The organism is Nitratireductor rhodophyticola (genome assembly GCF_019891355.1).
GTDB lineage: Bacteria > Pseudomonadota > Alphaproteobacteria > Rhizobiales > Rhizobiaceae > Nitratireductor > Nitratireductor rhodophyticola.
The window spans coordinates 24,336-45,012 of record NZ_JAHSSF010000003.1 but is presented as its reverse complement, the minus strand read 5'-3'; the positions used below and the strand labels follow the sequence as shown (position 1 = coordinate 45,012).

Below are 20,677 nucleotides of genomic sequence, written 5' to 3'. Positions count from 1 at the left end.
GCCTGCAGGGCCCGATGCGCCGCCGCTTGTCTCTTCCAGGAGAGGGGGGATGCTCAAGGGGTGGGCTCCTTTCGAATGCCTGGAAGAAAGACCAGCATGCGGATGCCGAGCTTCTGCCAGGCTGTGAATGAGAGCGTGGCTGCTTCGAAAAGAATGGCGATACCCGTGGCGATCGCTGCGCCCCACAGGCCGTAGAGCGGTATCAGGATCATGTTGAGCCCGATATTGATGCCAAGTGTGACGGCATAGATGGCGGCGCAGATCTTCTGGTAGCCGCTCATGGTGAGCAGGCTTTCAGCGGGCCCGACGGCGGCGCGGGCGACAACACAGGAAACAAGCAGGAAGAGGAGAGGATAGCCGGCGGTAAAACCGCTGCCGAAAAGCATCAGCATCGGTTTGCCGATAACGAGCACGACGACACCCATGGCGAGCGACGGCCAGAATGTCCAGCTGACGGTTTCCGCAGCGAAGGTTGCAAGTCCGGTCCGATCTCCGCCATGCATAAATGCCGAATAGCGCTGTGCGACGCTCGCCTTCACCGCGAAATAGACGAAATGCACCAGTGCCAGCGTCTTCACGGTGGCAAAATAGACGGCCACGTCGGTTGGAGCCATATAGCGGCCGACCATGAGCACGTCCGCATTGGTGAGCAGGAAATAGAAGCTTTCGACGAGGAAAATCGGCAGCGACACACTCACCCAGTGCTTCATCGCAAAACGGGGCTTGCCGGCGGGCAGGTTTCTGTCGACGCGGGTGGTGATGCTTACGAACTGTATGAGTGTCGTGACGTAGGTTGCAATGATGGCCGTGACGATGGCGGTTTTCGCGTCGGGCGCGTAGCCCGTCAGAACGGCAATCGCCATGAAGAGCAGAATGAGCACGGGGCGTATGAAATAGGCCGGCAGCAGCGCCCAGATAACCCATGCATTGGCGCGTGAAACACCCTGCAGCAGGTCGCTGAGCGCCAGCATCGGCAGGCAGATCAGGCCGAGATAGAAGGGCACGATGTAGTAGGACTCGATCACAGGCTCGAGGAAACGAAGTCCCACAAGACCGGCAAGCATGAAAAGCGTCGACGTGCCGAGCACGAAAAGCCTGCCGGCAATATTCACGCCGCGCAGTTCCCCAGCGGCCCCTTTTGTCCGGTATTCGGGTATGAAGCGTATGATCGCCGTGTGAAAGCCGAGGCAGGAAATGTTGCCGAGGATGATCATCGTCACCCAGACGAGCACATAGATGCCGTATTCGAAACCGCCCATCCAGCGCGCCAGAAACACCTGGCTGAAGAAGGCGATCACGGCGTTGATGATGCGGATGGCAAAGGCGATGAGCGCGTTGCGGCCGGCCTCTCCGCGTGCATCGCGGGCGCTGAACAGGCTGTCGACCTTTGAAAGCCAAGGGCGCGCGCGCTCGGCAAGCTGCGTCGGCAGCAAGCGATCACCGGTTGCCGTGGCTGAAAAACGCACCACCCCACTCCTCTCAAGACAGCTGCTGCCCGCTTTAACGCAAACTGTTTAAGAATAAAGAAAGGCCCACTCCTAATGCATGTCGCTTTCAAATGAATTCATTTGAAAGACAACGAACATGCATCATTTAAAAGTGTTACAGCGTCCTTTGCGCGTCTTATAAGACGCGCGGCGCTGTAGCCGGCTTTCGAGTGCACAGACGAAAAAAGCCGGGCGTAACCCGGCTTTTGACGGCATTTTTCGTGCAACTGCCTCAGGCGAAAGCGCCGTGGCAGTGCTTGTATTTCTTGCCGGAACCGCAGGGGCATGCCTCATTCCGGCCGACCTTGCCCCATGTCGCCGGATCGTTCGGATCGCGTTCCTCCGCAGGTACGACACTGCTTTCGCTGCGTGCAAGGGTCATCGTGTCGCCACCGGCAAATTCATCCTCGCCTGTGGAACCATCTATATGATGAGCCTGCATGTCGGGTGCTTCAGGCGGTGGGGCATCGGCTGCCTCGCGGACCAGCTCGACACGCATGAGCTGCGAAGTGACCACCTGACGCAGATTGCTCAACATGGCCTGAAACAGCTCGAAGGCTTCGGTCTTGTATTCGTTGAGAGGATCACGCTGGGCGTAGCCGCGGAAGCCGACAACCGAGCGCAGATGATCGAGATTGACCAGATGCTCGCGCCACAGATGGTCGAGGGTCTGCAGGAGGATGGACTTCTCGACATAAGTCATGATGTCGGGCCCGAAGCGCTCTGCGCGATCTTTCGCGGCAGCCTCTGTCGCCTCGGTGATACGCTCGCGGATGTCGTCCTCGGCAATGCCCTCTTCCTGCGCCCATTCCTCGATGGGCAGATCCAGGTTGAGCGAGGCCTGCACGGCCTCACGGAGCTCTTTGGTCTCCCATTGCTCGGCATAGGCCTTCTCGGGGATATGCCGGGCAACCAGATCGTCGACCGTATCCTGGCGCATTTCGGCGACGGTCTCGGAGAGATTCTCACCGTCCATGAGCTCGAGGCGCTGCTCGAAGACGACCTTGCGCTGGTCGTTCATCACGTCGTCGAACTTGAGCAGGTTCTTGCGGATGTCGAAGTTGCGCGCCTCGACCTTCTTCTGCGCCTTTTCAAGCGCCTTGTTGATCCAGGGATGGACGATGGCTTCGTCTTCCTTGAGACCGAGTTTCTGCAGCATCCCGTCCATCCGGTCGGAGCCGAAGATGCGCATCAGATCGTCCTGAAGCGACAGGAAGAACTTTGAACGGCCGGGATCGCCCTGACGGCCTGAACGTCCGCGCAACTGATTGTCTATGCGGCGGCTTTCATGGCGTTCCGTCGCCAGAACATAGAGGCCTCCTGCGGCGAGTGCCTGCTCTTTCAGTTTTTTTACATCCTCGCGGATGGCCTGCTCTTTCGCGTCACGCTCCGGGCCAGCTTCCATGTCGCCCAGTTCTTCGGCAATCCGCATGTCCGGGTTGCCGCCGAGCTGGATGTCGGTGCCGCGACCGGCCATGTTGGTGGCAATGGTGATCGCACCGGGCTTGCCTGCCTGCGCAACGATGAAGGCCTCGCGCTCGTGATGGCGGGCATTCAGCACCTCGAATTCCTTGACGCCTTCCTGGCGCAGGCGTTCGGCGAGAAACTCGGATTTCTCGATCGAGGTCGTGCCGACGAGGATCGGCTGCCCCTTGGCGCTGGCTTCCTTGATCTCCCGGACGATGGCCTTGTACTTCTCTTCGACGGTCCGGTAGACCTCGTCGTCTTCGTCGAGGCGCTGGATCGGCAGGTTTGTGGGGATCTCGATGACTTCGAGGCCGTAAATATTGCCGAACTCCTCCGCTTCCGTCGATGCCGTGCCGGTCATGCCGGCCAGCTTGTCGTACATGCGGAAATAGTTCTGGAAGGTGATCGAGGCGAGCGTCTGGTTTTCCGGCTGGATCGCCACGTTTTCCTTGGCTTCGAGCGACTGGTGGAGGCCTTCGGAGAAGCGGCGACCGGGCATCATGCGGCCGGTGAACTCGTCAATGATGACGATCTCGCCATTGCGGACGATGTAATCCTTGTCGCGCTGGAACAGCTTGTGGGCCTTGAGCGCATTGTTGAGGTGGTGGACGATGGCGACATTCTCGATGTCGTAAAGCGAATCACCTTTGAACAGGCCGGCTTCGCGCAGCATGTTCTCCATCTTTTCCGTGCCTTCTTCCGTGAAGGTCGCGGTGCGCTGCTTCTCGTCGACTTCGTAATCGTCTTCCACGAGATGCGGAATGAAGGTGTCGATCTTGTTGTAAAGTTCGGAGCGGTCGTCCAGCGGACCGGAAATGATGAGCGGCGTGCGCGCCTCGTCGATAAGGATCGAGTCCACCTCGTCGACGATGGCGAAGGAATGCCCGCGCTGTACCATCTGGTCGCGCTCATACTTCATGTTGTCGCGCAGATAATCGAAGCCAAGCTCGTTGTTGGTGCCGTAAGTGACGTCGCAGGCATAGGCCGCGCGGCGCTCCTCATCCGACATGCCATGCACGATGACGCCCGTCGTCAGGCCGAGAAAGCCATAGAGCCGTGCCATCCATTCGGAGTCGCGCCTGGCCAGGTAATCGTTCACCGTCACCACATGCACGCCCTTGCCAGACAATGCGTTGAGATAGACGGGAAGGGTGGCAACCAGCGTCTTGCCTTCACCGGTCTTCATCTCGGCGATGCAGCCATCATGGAGCACCATGCCGCCGATGAGCTGTACGTCGAAGGGGCGCATGCCCAAAGCACGCTGCGAAGCCTCTCGCGCCACCGCAAAGGCGGGAACAAGAATGTCGTCGAGCGATTTTCCTGCGGCAAGTTCCTTGCGAAACTCTTCCGTTTTTCCGCGCAATGCCTCGTCGGACAGCGCCTTCATTTCGTCTTCGAGCGCGTTGATCGCGGCGACGCGCGGGCGGAAGCCCTTGACGCGGCGATCGTTTGAGGAGCCGAAAACCTTGCGGGCGAGACCGCCGAGACTGACCATCCAGTGGTCCTTTCACTTCCTGACAGACGGCACGCATGGAGCGGGGTTCAAACCCCGCTCGTGCCGAGCGAGAGCAATTATATAACAATCAGCGCCCGGAAAACGGTTCTGGACGCAGGACATCAGGACAGATAAGAGGGGCCAAGAGTGATGTCAACGCCGCGTTAAACATGCGCTCTTGCGCAAAATTCCGCCATATTCATGGGCGGTTTGGGCAAATTCTGAATCACGAACGGAGAGTTTCATGCTGAAATCGTTTCGCCGTTTCCTGGCCGTTCAGGTTGGGGCCGGTCTGACGCTGGTCGCCGTGGGCTTCATGCCCGCCCACGCTGCCGATGCCGATGTCGTCGCCACCGTCAACGGTATGGAGATCACGGAGGGCGATTTGGCCGTCGCTGGCGAGGAGTATGGTGCGCAGTTCGGCAATCTGCCGGAACCGCAGCGCCGCGCCGCGCTGCTCTCGGCATTGATCGAGATTCGGCTTCTGGCTTCGCAGGCTGAAGAAAAGGGCCTCGCGGACGGTGAAGATTTTGCCAAACGTATGGCCTTCCTGCGTGAGCAGGCGCTCCACGCGGCGTTTATCGAAAAAGTGGTGGACGGTGCGGTGTCCGAGGATGAGGTGCGCGCCAGCTATGACAAGCAGATTGCTGATGCCCCTGCCGTAAACGAGGTGCGGGCACGCCACATTCTGGTGAAGACCAAGGAAGAAGCCGAAGCGATCATCAAGCAGCTCGAAGAGGGCGGCAATTTCGAGGAAATCGCCAAGGAGAAATCCACCGATGGTGCTGCAGCCAATGGCGGCGACCTTGGCTATTTCACCTCGGGCCAGATGGTGCCGGAGTTCGAGAAGGCCGCTTTCGCACTCAATCCGGGCGAGCATTCCAAAGAGCCGGTCGAGACGCAGTTTGGCTTCCATGTGATCAAGGTCGAAGACAAGCGGGCCAAGCAGCCGCCTGCATTCGACGCCGTGAAGGACCGGGTGCGGTCCATACTGGTGCGCGAGAAATATGTCGAGGAAGTCTCTGCCCTCCGCGACGCTGCCGAGGTCGATGTAAAGGATCCGGCGCTCAAGGAGTTCATCGATGGCATTGAGAAGCAGCGCGAAGGCGCGGCTTCGGAAAACGGCGAGGCCGAAGAGCCAGCCAAATCCGAATAAGATGTCCGACAGCCTGAATGGAAAGCGGCGGGTGCCTGGCGCCCGCCGCTTTCTGTTTTATCCGATGATTGCCGGCAGCCGGTTCCGCGGTCGTGAGACGCTGGTTTCGGCTTGCGTCGGAAAAAAAACTCGGGCAGACCGACAGGCACCAAAGTCGCAACCTCGGTAAGTCTGGCCAATGTCCGCTGCAATCTCTCCCCTTGCTCCGAAAAAATATCCCTCCATGCCGATTGTGGACGGTGTGCGCATCGCAACGGCCGAGGCAGGCGTGAAATACAGGGGGCGAACCGATCTTCTTGCGATGGTGTTCGATGAAGGTACGACGGTTGCCGGTGTTTTCACCCGCTCCAAATGTCCTTCCGCCCCCGTCGAGTTCTGCCGTGAAAACCTGGCCGGTGGGGCCGCGCGTATTCTCGTCGTGAATTCCGGGAACGCCAACGCCTTTACCGGGAAAAAGGGCCGCGCGACAACGGCTGCCGTCGGCGAGGCCGCAGCCGGGGCGGTTGGCGCGGGCAGGGATACGGTTTTCCTGGCATCCACCGGGGTGATCGGAGAACCTCTTCCCGCTGAACGTATCACAGGCTTTCTGGAGGGTATGGCGCGTGATGCGAAGCCCGAGGGCTGGCTGGAGGCGGCCCGGGCCATCATGACCACGGACACTTATCCGAAAGTGGCGACGGCAACCGCCAGCGTCGGCGACGTGGATGTTGTCATTAACGGTATTGCCAAGGGCGCCGGCATGATTGCGCCTGACATGGCGACGATGCTGTCTTTCGTGGCAACCGATGCGCCGATTGCGGCGCCCGTTCTGCAGGAACTCCTCTCCAAAGGGACAGGCAAGACCTTCAATGCCGTTACGGTCGACAGCGATACATCCACCAGTGACACGCTTATGATGTTTGCAACGGGCGCTGCGGCCAGGAGGGGCGCACCGGTGATCGACGATGCCAGAGACCCGAGACTTGCCGGGTTCCGTCGGGCATTGAACCGCATCCTGAAGAACCTCGCCCTGCAGGTGGTGCGTGACGGCGAAGGTGCACGCAAGCAGCTTGAGATCACCGTGACCGGGGCGAAGTCGTCCCGTTCGGCAAAGAAGATTGCACTCTCCATTGCGAATTCACCGCTCGTTAAAACGGCCGTGGCGGGCGAGGACGCCAATTGGGGGCGGGTCGTGATGGCCGTGGGGAAGGCGGGTGAGCCGGCAGAACGCGACCTTCTATCGATCTGGTTCGGCGACATTCGCGTTGCCCATGAGGGCGAGCGCGACCCTGGCTATTCCGAAGAGGCGACATCCGCCTATATGAAAAAGGATGAGATCGCGTTGCGCGTGGATCTTGGTATCGGGCGTGGCAAGGCCACTGTGTGGACCTGTGACCTGACCAAGGAATATGTCGCCATTAATGGCGACTACCGGAGCTAGGGTGTGCCAGGCCAGGTGAGGCAGGACGTAAAAAAAGACTTCGCGATCATCCGCCGCTTTGAAGCGGCGGGGTTGCGCGCGTGGCCGGCAGAGACCGTTGCCTATGACGGCACCTGGGTTCTGCGATTGACGGCGGGCCATCCGGCCAAGCGGCTGAATTCCATCAATCCGCTCGATCCCGGAGACTACCGCAATCTCGAGACGCGGATCGAACGGGCGGCAGAGCAGTTCAGCGCTTATGGGCGGCCGGTAACCTTTCGGCTTTCCCCGCTCGCAGCACCGGAAATCTCCAGTTATCTCGATCAGCGGGGCTGGGCGACGCTTGGGCATTCGCTGGTGATGGCGCTCGATCTGCGCGAGGCGGACCTTGCCGAGGCGATGGATCAGATTCCGCTCAAGGACCGGCGACGCTTCGTCAATGCCACGCTGAAGGTTCACGGTTACGAGGAGCTTCATCGTGCCGGGCTTTCCCGGGTCATTGGTGCGATCCGGCCCGAGACGGGGCTTTTCGTTCTGGAAGAGGGCGAAGAACCGGTTGCGACGGCCATCTGCGTGCATGACAGCGATCTGGCAGGCCTGTTCGAGATCGCGACAAGGCCTTCCTGGCGTGGGAAAGGCTACGGGCGCCGTGTCCTGCTTTCAGCACTCAAATGGGCGCGGTCGCATGGTGCCGAACGGGCCTGGCTGCAGGTAGAGGCCGATAATGCGGTGGCACTGCGCCTCTATCGAGCGCTCGGTTTCCGTGAGATCTATACATATCATTATCGCCAGCCGGGGCCGGCGGGCGAGGCGGAGCGCGCCGTATGAACGATCAATCCAAACGGATCCTCCTCGTGGCAGCCTGCGCGCTGGTCGACCCGGACGGACGGGTGCTCCTCGCCAAACGGCCGGAGGGCAAGGCCCTGGCCGGGCTGTGGGAATTTCCCGGCGGCAAGGTGGAGGCCGGTGAAACGCCTGAGAACACGCTTGTTCGTGAACTTCACGAAGAACTGGCGATCGAGACGAAAACGGCCTGTCTCGCACCGCTTACTTTTGCCAGCCACACCTACGAGGATTTTCACCTCCTGATGCCGCTCTATGTCTGCCGCCGCTTCTGGGGCACGCCACGGGCCCAGGAGGGGCAGGGACTGAAATGGGTGAGGCCGCGTGACATGCGCGACTATCCCATGCCGCCGGCGGATGCGCCGCTCATACCCTTCCTGATCGATCTGCTTTGATCCGCCTGCCAGGGTTAATCCTTCGTTTACGCAACAATGACAATTTGATTGTGGGGACGCGCCGCATTCGCGGCTGGGTTTAACCTTCTGGCGAGGGCTGTGATGACGTTCGGCGAGACAGGCGACATGGAGCGCGCGGGCTGGACCGTGCGCGCTGGTCATATGGGCATGGGGGCGCTTCGGGTTGCATTGCTGTTTGGCACGGCAGGTGTTGCGCTGGCACTCGTCCTGACACCGATTGCCGAAAAGCGCACACGTTCAAATGTTGCGCAGATAGGCGCGCCGTTTGGCATAGACCCCATTACGACCGCTTCCACCAAGCGCGACAGCCGAAACTATACGATCCGGCGCAGCGTGCTTCAGCCTTCGCGGAACTCTGTGTGTGTCATCCACCAGAGCGGCCGGCACAGCGGAGATTGCTGACAAACCTCCCGGCGGCTCTCAGGGTTTCTTAAGGCTTTCATCCTACGGTCGCACTTCAATCAGGGGAGTCCCGCGGATGGGAAGGCACTTTCTCAAGGACACGTCAGGCGCAACCGCGATCGAATACGCATTGATCGCCGGGCTGATTTCGCTGGCCATCATCGTCGGTGCCCGACAGACCGGAAATGAGCTCAGGGCGTCTTATAACAACGTCGCCGACCAGGTAGGTTCGACCAATCCCTGAGGCCTCCGCAAGCGCTGCGCTCACTTTCTGTTGCTTTTTTCCAGCGCCTCTTTCAGAGACATTTTGGCACTGCCGGGAGCCAGCGGCTTCTGTTGCGATTCGTGCGGTGCCCAGCCCGACATCCACACAATGTTGAAGGTTGCCCTGATCCGGCCGTCGGGGTCGGAAAACCGTTCCGCATAGATCTGCGCGGCCCGCATGAACAGCGCACGGGTTGCGGGTCTGCGCGAGCGGGCCGCAAGGGTGCTGGTCGCGCCCATGGAACGCAGATCGCGCATCAGGTCGAACATGGTTGCATAGCGGACGGTGACAGTTTCGAGATCGGCCACCGGCAGGGCAAAACCAGCACGCTGGAGAAGACCGCCCACGTCACGGACATCGGCAAAGGGACTGACACGCGGCGCGGCACCCTGGGAGAGCTCCGTCTCGGCCGCCAGAAGGGCTTCCCGCAACTCCTGGAGCGTGCCCGCGCCGGCCATGGCTCCCAGAAACAGTCCATCCGGCTTCAGTGCGCGTCGAATCTGCGAAAGCATTCCCGGAATGTCGTTCACTTCGTGCAGGCTGAGCAGTGAGACGACGAGGTCGAAACTGCCGGGTTCGGCCGGCAACGTCTCGACATCTGCGATTATGCCGTTCTTCTCGAGAAAAGCCGGATCTGCCTCAATGCGGGTGATGTCGTCTGTCTTGCCGCTCGTGCGGATGGCGCGCGCAGCGTCGTCTGTCAGGCAGAACGCAGCGGCGGCACGCTCGAACTGCCGTTCGACGGTCGCCAGCCGGTCTTCGAGGTCGTCCGCGGCCCGCTGCATCAGGAAGCGTGCGCCCGGATCGCCCTGCATCAGGGCCCGTTTCTTGCGCAGAAGGGCGAGTTCGCTGTCGAAGAGCTGTTCCATGCAGGGTCCTCTGTTTGAGGATGCGCCATCGCATAAAATCGCTATGCTGGCAAAGAGCAATGCCTTTTGGGGAAATGGCGGCTTGGGGGAAGCTGGTGACTGGAGTCTCGCGATTTTCAAGCGTGATGACGGGTTGGCTGCAGCGTGTGCTGTTCCCACCGGTGTGTCTCGGCTGTTCGAATCTCGTGACTGAACCTGGGACGCTTTGTCCATCCTGCTGGGGGCGATTGCGGTTTCTGGAGCGGCCATGGTGTCCCGTGATGGGCACGCCGTTCTCCATCGATCTCGGTGAAAACATGCTTTCTGCCGAAGCGATTGCGAATCCTCCGCCGTTTGCGCGGGCACGCTCGGCTGTCGTCTATCAGGGCGTCGCGCGCAAACTGGTGCAGGGGCTGAAATTCCGTGATCGCACGGACCTTGCCCCCTGGATGGCCCGATGGATGCTGCGCGCCGGAGGCGAACTCCTGCCCGAGGGCGATCTGGTCATCCCCGTGCCGCTGCATCGCGCCCGCTTTCTGGCGCGGCGCTTCAATCAGTCGGCGGAACTGGCGCGCGCCGTTGCGCATGAAGTCGGGCTCGATTATGCGCCCGAGGCGCTTGTCCGCGTCAGGCGCACACGCCAGCAGGTCGGACTGGGTGCCCGCGAGCGCGAAGCCAATGTGCGCGGGGCTTTTCGAGTGCCTGATGCGTCGCTGCCGCAGATCAAATCGCGCGGCATCATTCTGGTGGACGATGTCTACACCACAGGCGCTACGGTTGCCGCGGCAGCGCGTGTTCTGAAACGGGCCGGCGCGCGCCGTGTCGATGTCCTGACCTTTGCGCGCGTTCTGCCGGGGGACTTCCGGGCAGACGATCAAGGCCCTATATAAGCCTGCAAGAAGAGTATGGAGCCGACTATGGCCGATGTGACGATCTATACGCGAATGATGTGTGGTTTCTGCAGTGCCGCCAAGCGCCTGCTCGACAGCAAGGGCGTCTCCTATACGGAGCATGATGCAAGCTTTTCCAATGAGTTGCGCCAGGAGATGATCCAGCGCGCAAACGGCCGCTCTACATTCCCGCAGATTTTCATCGGCGATACCCATGTGGGCGGCTGCGATGAGCTGCATGCGCTTGAGCGTGCTGGAAAGCTCGACGCGATGCTGACGGAGGTCCGGGCATGAGCAAGCTGGTCGCCGCTGCCCTTCAGATGCGCTCCGGCACGGAGCCGGAGGCGAATGCCGACGCTTTCGAGGCTCTGGTGCGTGAAGCGGCGGGGCGGGGCGCGCAGTATGTGCAGAGCCCGGAAATGACCGGCGTTCTGGTGCGTGGCCGCGAAGATCTGGCCTCGCGGATCGCCGGAGAGCGTGGGGCACTTGTGGTCGACCGGGCGCAGGCGCTTGCGCGGGAATTGTCGATCTTTGTGCATCTCGGTTCAACCGCTGTTGCGCTGGATAATGGCCGTGTGGCGAACCGCGCCTTTCTTTTTGCGCCCGACGGCCAGCTCGTCACCACCTATGACAAGCTCCACATGTTCGATGTGGATCTCGACAATGGCGAGAGCTGGCGCGAATCAGCCACCTACGCGCCCGGTGAACGGGCGGTGGTGGCCGATCTTCCCTTTGGCCGGCTTGGCTTCGCCATCTGCTACGATCTGCGTTTTCCGCAGCTTTTCCGCGCGCTCGCAAGGGCCGAAGCCCAGGTGTTGACCGCGCCGGCGGCGTTTACGCGCCAGACCGGTGAAGCGCACTGGCATGTGCTGGTGCGGTCTCGCGCCATCGAGAATGGCGCATTCATGATCAGTGCTGCACAGGGCGGCCTGCATGAGGACGGGCGAGAGACGTATGGCCATTCGCTGATCGTCGATCCATGGGGCCGGGTGCTGGCCGAAGTGGATGGGGACGCACCGGGCATTGCCATTGCCGAACTCGATCTCGATCAGGTGGCGGCCGCGCGCGCGAAGATTCCAAATCTGAAAAATGCGCGCGATTTTTCGGTCGCGCGGGTTTCGGGTGGCGCCTCGGCTGAAAGGAAGGCCTCATGATCAGTTTCAATCTGATCTGTGAGCATGACCACGCGTTCGAGGCATGGTTTCGCAACAATGCGGATTTCGATGGTCAGAAGGAGCGCGGTCTCGTTTCATGCCCGCATTGCGGCTCCGGCAACGTGGAAAAGGCTCTGATGGCGCCGGCGGTTTCCACCGGAAAGCGGCGCGAACAGATAGCCCTTGCCATGGGCGAGCAGCAAAAGAAGGCGCTGGCCCAGCTCAAGGAACTTTCAAACAAGGTGCGGGAGAACGCGGACTATGTCGGCGACAGGTTTGCCGAGGAAGCGCGCAAAATCCATTTCGGCGAAACCGAGGCCCGTGGCATTTACGGCGAGGCGACGTCCGAAGAAGCCGTGTCGCTCGTGGAAGACGGCGTCGAGTTCATGCCGCTGCCACTTTTCCCGGAAGAACAGAACTGACGCGGTTCAGGCGACGGGCTTTGTTGCCACCGCTACATCACTCTCAATGAATGATGCAGCGGTCGGCCATGCTTTTTGTGCGCTGCCGGCCGGGTTCGTCCGGCAGCAACGGTGCTTAGCCCGCGAGTAGCTCTACATGACGCTGCGCCTGACGAAGGGCGGAGATGAGGCGGTTTTGTCCGCGAACGAGCTGGGTTTTCGCAAAACCAAGCGTGTTCTCGTCAAAATCGTCCAGATCGGCTGCAGCTGCGATGGAAGGCAGAGGCGGGATCGTCAGGGCCGGATCGTGGCTGAAGCGATTCACGCGAGTGAAGTTGATCGGCACGAGGATGCGGGCGAGATCCTGGATCACGGTGTTGGCCGTTGCCCTGTCGATTTTGCCGGACTTGATGCCCGCATAGAAACTGTCGAGCGTTGAAGCCAGCGCGTCGACCGCTTCCTTCGATGCCGACAGGTCAAAGCGGTCGCCGGCCTTGGCCTGATACTCGGCCACGGTCTGCGCGAATTCCTTCGCCGTGGCGCGCCAGTCAAACGGCAGAATCTCGGCATTCGCATTGCGAAGAACGGCCAGGAGATAGACCTTGATGTCGCGCAGGAGAATGTCCTTGTCTGCGATTTCCAGCGTGTCATTCTCGGTGTGCCAGGCAATGTTGCCGCCGCAGCCGCCCACCGTGTAATAGCCTTTCTCCTCGCGCAGGACGTCGGGCATGGTCGACGACAGCATCAGGTAGCTGGAAATGCCGATATTGTTGAAGGAGTAATCGCCGGCGCGGTGCGGGCGCTCGCCTTCCATCGTTTTGCCGGCCACTTCGCCGATCACTTCAGCGAGGAAGTCTTCGGTTTCGCTCATCCGGCAAAGATTGATGAATTCGGTTGCCCAGCGGCAGCCCGGGCTGTCGCAGTTGACCTGCGAAACGGCATTCTGCTCGAGGTCCAACGCGAAATTGTCGGAGAACCAGGTCGAACCGGCATAGCGTCCGGTGGAGTGGCCGGGCCACCAGCAGATGCGCACCGAGCGCTTCAGGGAACCGCGATTTTCCCAGAGAACGCGGGCGATTTCGAGCATGCTCGCATCACCGGTTGCGTTGTCGCCCACGCCCACATCCCAGCTGTCGAGATGGCCGTGCAGGAAGACGTATTTCTCCGGCTCTTCGGTGCCCTTGATGAAGACTTCCGGCAGTTTCGACGTGAACCAGCCCTCTTCCATCTCGGTGAACAGCGTGACGCTGCCGCCCTTTTCCGCGATGGCGACCAGCGCCGCGCCGTCATCCTTGTTGACCGCCGCTGCGGCGATCTTCGGCTTGCGCGGCAGGTCGTCCAGATCCGGCGTGCCCCAGATGCTGGTGCAGATGCCCCAGTGGATGTCGACACCGGGATTGATGCCGATAACGCCGATGGCGCCGATTTCCTCGAACTGGGAAACCAGGCCGGGGCTCGCAAAACCTTCGGAAATCACGATCTTGCCGCGCACGCGATCGGCGAGCTCCTGCGTGGTGTCCACCTTCTGCTCGAACATGTCGGTGATCATCGCGTTGTGATACGCGCCGACATAGACAAGTTCGCCCGTGACGCCATTGCTGGCGTCGACGCTGTATGCCGGCGGCTTGGCGCGGAACGTCTTGCCGTCAGCCTCGACGCGGGCCTGACCGGGCAGGCTGAGATAGAGGCTCGGCTCATGAACCGTGACCTCGACACCGTGCCTGCGCAGCCGTGAGACAATTTCGTCCATGCCGCGGTTCACATCGGTGGGGTGCTCGCGCTTGAAAGTCGCAAAGCTCTCGACCAGCCCCCAGGGTTCGTCAAGCGAGACGGAATCGAGAATTTGTTTTTCGAGATTGTTCATGCGCGAAGCTCCCATTTGTTTCATTCAGCGAAACATCGTTTCGTTATATTAAGAAGCTAGCAGAGCGTTTGCGTGGCCGCAAGCGCTGGCCGAAGCATTGGCAAGCCAGGCAAACGAAAACAGCCCGCCGAAGCGGGCTGCACATTTTGCGATTCTATCGTGCTCTTTGATCGCGCTCTGGGGCTGGGTTCAGCCGGCGGAGCGGGCTTTGCTCTCGGTTTCGTCCTTGTCGGAACGGTGCAGCGACAGGCGCTGCGAAATTTCACCGGCTGCTGCCAGCGCGGCCTGCATGTAAGCCTCGCGGCGCTCTTCATCGAAGCGCACGACCGCACCGGCAACGGAAATTGCTGCAATCACGTCGCCATCGGCCGCAATGATGGGGGCGGCAACGGAGAAGGCGCCTTCATCGAGATCGTTGATCGCGACATTGCATCCGTTCGCGCGAATGCGTTCCAGCGCTTGCCGGAGCTTTTCGCGGTCGGTGATCGTGTACGGAGTAAAGGCTTCCAGCGGGCTGGCGAGCACCTCGTCGATGATGCTTTTCTCGCTGAAGGCGAGAATGCAGAGCGAACCGCCGCCAGCGTGAAGCGGGCCGTTGCGTCCCGCCTGTGCGAAGAGGCGGATCGAATGCAGGCCCTCGCGCGTCGCGACAACGAGCGAGCGCAATCCATCGCGCACAACGAGATTCACGTTCTCGGAGGTCCGGTCGCGCAGCGCATCCATCACCGGCCGCGCAGCAGACAGGAGGCTGCCTTCGCGGCCCACACGTTCTCCCAGCACGCCAACCCGATAGCCGAGCGAATAGACGGCGCGCTCAGGATCCCGGAACACGAAGCCCCGCTCTTCGAGCGTATGCAGCAGGCGGAAGACAATGGACTTCGTCAGGCCGAGCGATTTTGCGAGCGCCGTCACCCCCTGATCCGGCTGGTCTGCGAGGGCTTCAAGGACAAGCAATGCGCGGTCGACAGCGGCGATCCTGTAGTCCTTTGGGGCTGTCTCGTTCATGGCTGCGCTCCTGTTTCTCGCATTATCGTCGTCTGTTGCACGGTTGCAATATTGCAGATTTGTGATTTACTACACAGAAATAAGAAACAACGTTTCATACAATAAAACAATGGGGGACGATGAAATGCGCATTGCTTATGTCGTGCCGGGACCAATGTCCAAGGGGCCGATGGGGCTGAAGGAGATGAAGCGGCGCGAAGCGCTGCTGAATGCGTGGGCATTCGCCGGCACCGAAGTGTCGGTCATCGATGTTATGGACGGACCAGCATCAATCGAATCCGCCTATGAAGAGGCGCTGTGCATTCCTGCCACGATCGACGTGATCATGCGTTGCGAACGTGACGGGTTTGACGCTGCGATCATCGGCTGTTTCGGCGATCCGGGCCTGGAGGCTGCGCGTGAACTGACGACCATGCCGGTTGTCGGGCCCTGCGAGAGTTCGCTGCTTCTGGCTGCCAGCCTCGGGCACAAGCTCTCCGTGTTGACCATCTTCGAAAGCATGGTGGCCGGGCAGGAGCTGCTTGCCTACCGGGCCGGTGTCCTTGAAAAGCTCGCTTCCGTGCGGGCCACGGGCATTCCCGTTCTGGATCTCATGAAAAATCCGGATCAGACGCGCGAAAAGCTGATCGAGACGGCAGCGCTCTGCGTGAAGCAGGACCGTGCCGACGCTCTGTTGTTCGGCTGCATGACGATGTCGTTTCTGGATCTTGCGGACGAGGTTTCCTCCGCGGTGGGCGCACCGGCCATCAATGCCGGCAAGGCCGCGCTGAAGCACGCGGAAACGCTGGTTTCCATGGGGCTCTCCCACTCCAAGACAGCCTATCCCATGCCCGCAAAGATGCGGGCCGGCCAGTCCTTCGAGGCGCTGCGGGTGGCCTGAACCTGCACGCCGACAAGACAACGATAAAAATCTTCAGAGGAGAAGCAGGATGTTACCAATGCGCAGAGCGGTTGTCTCGACCGCGTTTCTCGCCCTTCTTGCCGGGACGCCGGCATTTGCCGGCGATCAGATCAGAACCATCGACCTGTTCACCCGCCCGCAGGCGGCGCAGCCACAGGAATTCCAGTCGATCCAGCTCATTGCTCAGGAGTGGCGCAAGCTCGGTCTCGATGTGAATGTGCGGGTGATGCCTTGGGAGCAGATGTCTGACGTCGTCTGGTATCAGCGCGACAACTGGGACGCCACGGCCTGGCAGATGGTCGGTCGGCCCGAGCGCTCGGACCCCGATGAGATCGTCTTCAACCTGTTCCATTCGACCACGGCGGACAAGGGCTACAACTTCATCGGTTACCTGAACCCGGAATACGACACGGTCGTTGAAGCCGAGCGGGTGGAGATCGATGAAGCCAAACGCAAGGAGCTGATCGACAAGGCGCAGGAGATCCTCGCCGCCGACCAGCCCAACATGATGCTTGTTCATCCAAAACAGACATTCGCGTTCGACAAGACGGTCTGGGATCCGGCCTCGGTTGTCGAGCAGAGCGGCATCGGCATTCGCAACACGTGGACTTTCATGTCGCTGACGCCGATTGGCGAACAGAAGGACATCATCCTCAACTCCGGCGACAATGTGCAGGCGATCAACCCGCTCTACATCTCCGGCGGCGTGGACAGCTGGGTGTTCGAACTGGTCTATGATCGGTTGGTGCGTGTCGGCCCCGATGGTCTGCCCAAGGCCTGGGCTGCCGAAAGCTATGAGTGGAAAGACGACAAGACCATCGCGGTGACGCTGCGCGAGGGCATGAAGTGGCATGACGGCGAGCCTGTGACGCCGGAAGACGTCAAGTTCTCCTTCGAGACCGCCGTTAGCGGTGAAGCGCCGATGTATGCGCCATTCGCCACCAATATCGAGAACATCGCGATCGACGGTTCCACGATCACCTTCACGCTCAAGCAGCCGGCGGCTTCGTTCGTCACGTCGAGCCTGGCGAAGATCAATCTCATTCCCAAACATGTCTGGGAGCCGATCATTGCCGATCTGAAGACGAAGGAAGAGAACGCGGAAAGCTATCAGGAAGAAATGCCCATCGGTTCCGGTCCGTTCAGGTTCGAACGCTGGCTCACCAATGAGGAAATCGTTCTCTCCGCCAACACGGATCACTTCAACGCACCGAAGGCCGAGCGCTGGATTCTGCGCATTGTGCCGAATGTTGAAGCGGCGCTGGGCATGCTGCGCTCCGGCGAGATCAACTTCCTCGCCGAATTCTCCGGCGATCCGCAGGTGCTGCTGCAGGCAGCTGAGCAGGATGGCGATCTGGAAACCGTTTCGACCGTCGAGATGGGCTTCCGGTATGTCGCGTTCAACAACCGCCGTCCGCCCTTCGATGATCCGGCATTCCGCCGCGCGCTTTCATCTGCCGTGGACCGTCGCCTGATCGTCAAGGCTGCCTATCGCGGTTACGCCGAGCCTTCCAACTCCGTTGTCTCTCCTGCGCTGGGCTTCTGGCACAATGCGGCGGTGGTCGAAGGCTTCGAGGCTGGCCACGATGTGGCGGTGAAGATCCTTGAGGATGCCGGCTACACGCTCGAGGGTGGCCGCCTGCATTATCCGGGCGACCAGAAGGAAACGCTGGCCGAGTAATGCCCTGACAGGCGCGCTGTCACGGTGCGCCTGTCTCCTCCCGACGCGCCACGCTGCCGCGCCCTGCGGCGACGCGGCCAGAATTTTCGCGCCGAGACAAGGGAAGCCTTTTCATGTCCCATCTGAAGGCGATGGCCAGCAGAGCGCTGCAACTCGCTCTCGTCCTCTGGGCGGTCGTCACGATCCTGTTCCTCATGTTCCGCCTGATGCCGGGCAATCCGATGGCGGCCTATATCGACCCCACCTTCACTGTGGAACAGCAGGAAGCGCTGATGGCGCAGTTCGGCCTCGACAAGCCATTGTGGGAGCAATACCTCATCTATCTCGGCAATCTGCTGCAGGGTGAGCTGGGCCAGAGCTTTCGCTATCGCGAGCCCGTGGCAGAGCGGTTGATGACGCTCCTGCCCAACACGCTCATTCTCACCTTTTCTTCGCTCATCGTGGCCTACACGTTCGGCATTCTTGCTGGCGCTTATCTTGCCTGGCGGCGCGGAAGCGTCGTGGAGAACACGGCAATTCCGCTGGTTCTGACAACGCGCGCCATGCCTGAATTCTGGCTCGGGATGGTGCTGCTTGCCGTGTTTTCCTTCTGGCTCGGCTGGTTCCCTGCCGGCGGCACGCGGCCGGCTGGCGCCAGCTATGACAGTCTGTGGGCGCTTTACACATCGCGGGAGTTCCTGAGTTATCTGGCGCTGCCGGCCCTGACACTGGCGATCTACAGTCAGGGACTGCCGCTTCTTCTGATGCGCTCGAACATGCTGGATGTGATGAAGGAAGACTTCGTCACCATGGCGCGCATCAAGGGGCTGTCCAACTGGTCGGTCGTGGTGCGCCATGCGGCGCGCAACGCGCTTTTGCCGGTCATGACATCTTTCGCCATCGCCGTCGGCTACCAGCTTCAGGGAAATGTGGTTGTCGAATCCGTTTTCTCCTGGCCGGGGCTTGGACGCGAACTCGTCAACGCCGTTTCGGCGTCCGACTATCCGCTGGCGCAGGGCGCGTTCCTGATGATCGCCGTGGTGGTCATCCTGATGAACCTCATCGCCGACCTGCTTTATTCCCTGCTCGACCCGAGGATCAGCCATGCTTGATACCACGCTTCCCAGGCCGGGTTTCGTCGCGCGCTTCTTTCGCAGCCTGCGTCTGCCTCTGAACGACCCCTTCGCCGTTGCCGGCCTTGCCATCTACGCGATCTTCATTCTGACCGCGATCTTCGCCGACGCCATTGCGCCCTATGATCCGACGGAGATCCTCTACACGCCCGATTACGATCTGGCCGCGGATCTGCGTCCGGGTGAAGACGGCTTCATTCTGGGCACCACCAGCCTTGGCCGGGATATCTTTTCCCAGATCGTCTACGGCACGCGTTCTGCCCTTTTGATCGGACTGACGGCGGCTTTCATGGTGGCGCTGATCGGATCGATCGTCGGGCTGGTTTCCGGCTATTTCGGCGGCTGGGTGGATGCGCTTTTGATGCGGCTGGCAGATGTGGCGTTCGGCATACCCTTCCTGCCTTTCGTCATCGTGCTTGCCGCCTTCCTTGAACCGTCGATCTGGAACGTCGTCATCGCCATGGCGCTCGTTCTGTGGCGCGACACGGGGCGGGTGATCCGCAGCCAGGTCCTGACGCTGCGCTCCCGCAGCTATGTGGATGCGGCAAGGGTTTCCGGCTCGTCGGATTTCAAGATCATTCTGCGGCACATCGCGCCGAACATCCTTCCGCTTTCCTTCCTTTACGGGTCCATCGCCATCGGCTGGGCCATTCTGACGGAGGCGTCGATTTCGTTTCTCGGCTTTGGCGATCCCCAGTCGATCAGCTGGGGCTACATGCTGCAGGACGCCTTCGCCAGCCAGGCGCTCGCGAAGCAGGCCTACTACTGGTTCGTGCCTCCCGGCGTCTGCATCATCCTCGTCGTGTCCGCGGGCTTCTTCATTACCCGTGGCTATGAAAACCTCCTGTTTCCGAAGCTTGGCCGATGACTGAAACACTGCTTTCCGTTCGTGATCTCAAGGTCAGCTATCAGGTTGGCAAGGGTTCTATCGATGCCGTGGACGGCGCGAGTTTTGACGTGCCGCGTGGCTCCATTGTCGGTCTTGTCGGCGAGTCCGGCTGCGGCAAGACCACCGTCGCCAGAGCGCTGACAAGGGTGATCGCCGACAATGCGAGCATTACCGGCGGTCAGATCCTGTTCGATGGACAGGATATCGCGGCGCTGCCGGAACGCGAGATGAATGCGCTGCGCTGGCGTGACATCGCGTTCATTCCGCAAAGCGCGATGAACTCGCTCGACCCCGTCTACACGGTCGAATACCAACTCAATGAGGTGCTGCGGCGACGCGGTGGGCTGGGGCGCAGGCAAGCGCGGGCGCGCTGCGAAGAACTGTTCGAGATGGTTGGCATCGAGGCCGGCAGGCTTGGCGACTATCCGCATCAGTTTTCCGGCGGCATGCGCCAGCGCGTGGCCATCGCCCTGGCCCTTGCGCTCAATCCCAAGCTGGTGATTGCCGATGAACCGGTAACGGCGCTGGATGTGATCGTTCAGCGGCAGATCCTCGATCAGCTGCGCGACCTACAGTCGATGCTGGGTATTTCGGTGATCCTCGTCACGCATGACATCTCGGTCGTGGCCTATGTCTGTGACCGGACGGTGGTGATGTATGCCGGGCGCATTGCCGAAGCCGGCCCGATGGATGCCGTTCTGATGGAGCCGTCGCATCCCTACACGATGGGACTGCGCAATGCGTTTCCCGATCTGAAGGGGGCGGCAAGTGGCGTGCTGACGCCCATCGAGGGCGCGCCGCCCAATCTCGCCTTTCCGCCACCGGGATGCCGCTTTGCGCCCCGCTGCCCATTCGCAGTGGAGACTTGCACCACGCAGCAGCCGGCGCTGGGCATGGCCGCACCCGACCACCGCGTCAGCTGCCACCGGGCCGATGAAGCGGCGAAGCTGCGGCAGGAGGCTGCCCGCACCGAAACATGGCTCGCAGACGTATGAGGTTGGC

General features: G+C 60.9%; 20 protein-coding genes. 15 read left to right on the top strand and 5 right to left on the bottom strand.

The window, feature by feature from the left end:
* Nucleotides 1–53 precede the first annotated feature (53 nt).
* Together KUG85_RS11225 and secA are read right to left on the bottom strand one after the other, a co-directional pair.
* Nucleotides 54–1,466, bottom strand: a complete 1,413-nt coding sequence (locus KUG85_RS11225; RefSeq protein ID WP_223005302.1) for a lipopolysaccharide biosynthesis protein — start codon at nt 1,464–1,466, stop codon at nt 54–56.
* Nucleotides 1,467–1,719: 253 nt separating this feature from the next.
* Nucleotides 1,720–4,449: a preprotein translocase subunit SecA gene (gene secA, locus KUG85_RS11220; RefSeq protein ID WP_223005301.1), complete on the bottom strand. Its 2,730-nt coding sequence runs from the start codon at nt 4,447–4,449 to the stop codon at nt 1,720–1,722.
* 244 nt (nt 4,450–4,693) lie between these two features.
* Here secA and KUG85_RS11215 point away from each other — a divergent pair, with 244 nt between their 5' ends.
* From KUG85_RS11215 to KUG85_RS11190, 6 genes are all read left to right on the top strand, one after another.
* Complete coding sequence (locus KUG85_RS11215; RefSeq protein WP_223005300.1) at nt 4,694–5,605, top strand: peptidylprolyl isomerase; 912 nt, start codon at nt 4,694–4,696, stop codon at nt 5,603–5,605.
* 178 nt (nt 5,606–5,783) lie between these two features.
* A complete protein-coding gene (gene argJ, locus KUG85_RS11210; RefSeq protein WP_223005299.1) occupies nt 5,784–7,025 on the top strand; it encodes a bifunctional glutamate N-acetyltransferase/amino-acid acetyltransferase ArgJ in 1,242 nt (413 codons plus the stop codon).
* A gap of 15 nt (nt 7,026–7,040) precedes the next feature.
* Nucleotides 7,041–7,832, top strand: coding sequence for a GNAT family N-acetyltransferase (locus KUG85_RS11205; protein ID WP_255606382.1), 792 nt, complete (start codon nt 7,041–7,043; stop codon nt 7,830–7,832).
* The gene (locus tag KUG85_RS11200; RefSeq protein WP_065818234.1) at nt 7,829–8,242 is read left to right on the top strand and encodes a (deoxy)nucleoside triphosphate pyrophosphohydrolase; all 414 of its coding nucleotides are present in this window, start codon (nt 7,829–7,831) and stop codon (nt 8,240–8,242) included. Before KUG85_RS11205 ends, KUG85_RS11200 begins: the two co-directional genes overlap by 4 nt.
* Nucleotides 8,243–8,344: 102 nt before the next feature.
* Nucleotides 8,345–8,665, top strand: coding sequence for a hypothetical protein (locus KUG85_RS11195; RefSeq protein ID WP_065818235.1), 321 nt, complete (start codon nt 8,345–8,347; stop codon nt 8,663–8,665).
* A gap of 76 nt (nt 8,666–8,741) precedes the next feature.
* Nucleotides 8,742–8,909 carry a Flp family type IVb pilin gene (locus KUG85_RS11190; protein ID WP_223005297.1) on the top strand — a complete coding sequence of 56 codons (168 nt, stop codon included), beginning with the start codon at nt 8,742–8,744 and terminating at the stop codon, nt 8,907–8,909.
* A 20-nt stretch (nt 8,910–8,929) separates the two neighbouring features.
* Here KUG85_RS11190 and KUG85_RS11185 read toward each other — a convergent pair whose 3' ends face one another.
* Entirely contained in the window at nt 8,930–9,799 is an 870-nt protein-coding gene (locus KUG85_RS11185) for a methyltransferase domain-containing protein (protein ID WP_223005296.1), read from the bottom strand.
* Nucleotides 9,800–9,924: 125 nt separating this feature from the next.
* On the opposite strand from KUG85_RS11185, the gene KUG85_RS11180 reads away from it, so the two are divergent.
* Genes KUG85_RS11180 through KUG85_RS11165 form a run of 4 tightly spaced genes read left to right on the top strand, consistent with a single transcriptional unit; the run spans nt 9,925 to nt 12,244 of the window.
* The gene (locus KUG85_RS11180) at nt 9,925–10,668 is read left to right on the top strand and encodes a ComF family protein (RefSeq protein WP_255606381.1); all 744 of its coding nucleotides are present in this window, start codon (nt 9,925–9,927) and stop codon (nt 10,666–10,668) included.
* A 27-nt stretch (nt 10,669–10,695) separates the two neighbouring features.
* Nucleotides 10,696–10,962, top strand: coding sequence for a glutaredoxin 3 (gene grxC / locus KUG85_RS11175; RefSeq protein ID WP_065818238.1), 267 nt, complete (start codon nt 10,696–10,698; stop codon nt 10,960–10,962).
* Nucleotides 10,959–11,822 carry a carbon-nitrogen hydrolase family protein gene (locus KUG85_RS11170; RefSeq protein ID WP_065818239.1) on the top strand — a complete coding sequence of 288 codons (864 nt, stop codon included), beginning with the start codon at nt 10,959–10,961 and terminating at the stop codon, nt 11,820–11,822. The genes grxC and KUG85_RS11170 overlap by 4 nt, the downstream gene beginning before the upstream one ends.
* Nucleotides 11,819–12,244 carry a DUF1178 family protein gene (locus KUG85_RS11165; RefSeq protein ID WP_223005294.1) on the top strand — a complete coding sequence of 142 codons (426 nt, stop codon included), beginning with the start codon at nt 11,819–11,821 and terminating at the stop codon, nt 12,242–12,244. Before KUG85_RS11170 ends, KUG85_RS11165 begins: the two co-directional genes overlap by 4 nt.
* A gap of 115 nt (nt 12,245–12,359) precedes the next feature.
* On the opposite strand, the gene KUG85_RS11160 is transcribed toward KUG85_RS11165, so the two are convergent.
* Nucleotides 12,360–14,087 carry a M28 family peptidase gene (locus KUG85_RS11160; protein WP_223005293.1) on the bottom strand — a complete coding sequence of 576 codons (1,728 nt, stop codon included), beginning with the start codon at nt 14,085–14,087 and terminating at the stop codon, nt 12,360–12,362.
* 189 nt (nt 14,088–14,276) lie between these two features.
* On the bottom strand, nt 14,277–15,092 hold the full coding sequence (locus KUG85_RS11155; protein WP_223005292.1) for an IclR family transcriptional regulator: 816 nt from the start codon (nt 15,090–15,092) through the stop codon (nt 14,277–14,279).
* 109 nt (nt 15,093–15,201) lie between these two features.
* Between KUG85_RS11155 and KUG85_RS11150 the strand changes: the two genes are divergently transcribed.
* The 5 genes from KUG85_RS11150 to KUG85_RS11130 all read left to right on the top strand — a co-directional run bounded on the left by KUG85_RS11150 (nt 15,202) and on the right by KUG85_RS11130 (nt 20,670).
* Nucleotides 15,202–15,972: an aspartate/glutamate racemase family protein gene (locus KUG85_RS11150; RefSeq protein ID WP_223005291.1), complete on the top strand. Its 771-nt coding sequence runs from the start codon at nt 15,202–15,204 to the stop codon at nt 15,970–15,972.
* A 58-nt stretch (nt 15,973–16,030) separates the two neighbouring features.
* The gene (locus tag KUG85_RS11145; RefSeq protein ID WP_223005290.1) at nt 16,031–17,674 is read left to right on the top strand and encodes an ABC transporter substrate-binding protein; all 1,644 of its coding nucleotides are present in this window, start codon (nt 16,031–16,033) and stop codon (nt 17,672–17,674) included.
* A gap of 113 nt (nt 17,675–17,787) precedes the next feature.
* On the top strand, nt 17,788–18,765 hold the full coding sequence (locus tag KUG85_RS11140; RefSeq protein ID WP_065818244.1) for an ABC transporter permease: 978 nt from the start codon (nt 17,788–17,790) through the stop codon (nt 18,763–18,765).
* Nucleotides 18,758–19,654, top strand: coding sequence for an ABC transporter permease (locus tag KUG85_RS11135; RefSeq protein WP_083213120.1), 897 nt, complete (start codon nt 18,758–18,760; stop codon nt 19,652–19,654). The genes KUG85_RS11140 and KUG85_RS11135 overlap by 8 nt, the downstream gene beginning before the upstream one ends.
* Nucleotides 19,651–20,670 carry an ABC transporter ATP-binding protein gene (locus KUG85_RS11130; RefSeq protein WP_223005289.1) on the top strand — a complete coding sequence of 340 codons (1,020 nt, stop codon included), beginning with the start codon at nt 19,651–19,653 and terminating at the stop codon, nt 20,668–20,670. Before KUG85_RS11135 ends, KUG85_RS11130 begins: the two co-directional genes overlap by 4 nt.
* Nucleotides 20,671–20,677: the final 7 nt, after the last annotated feature.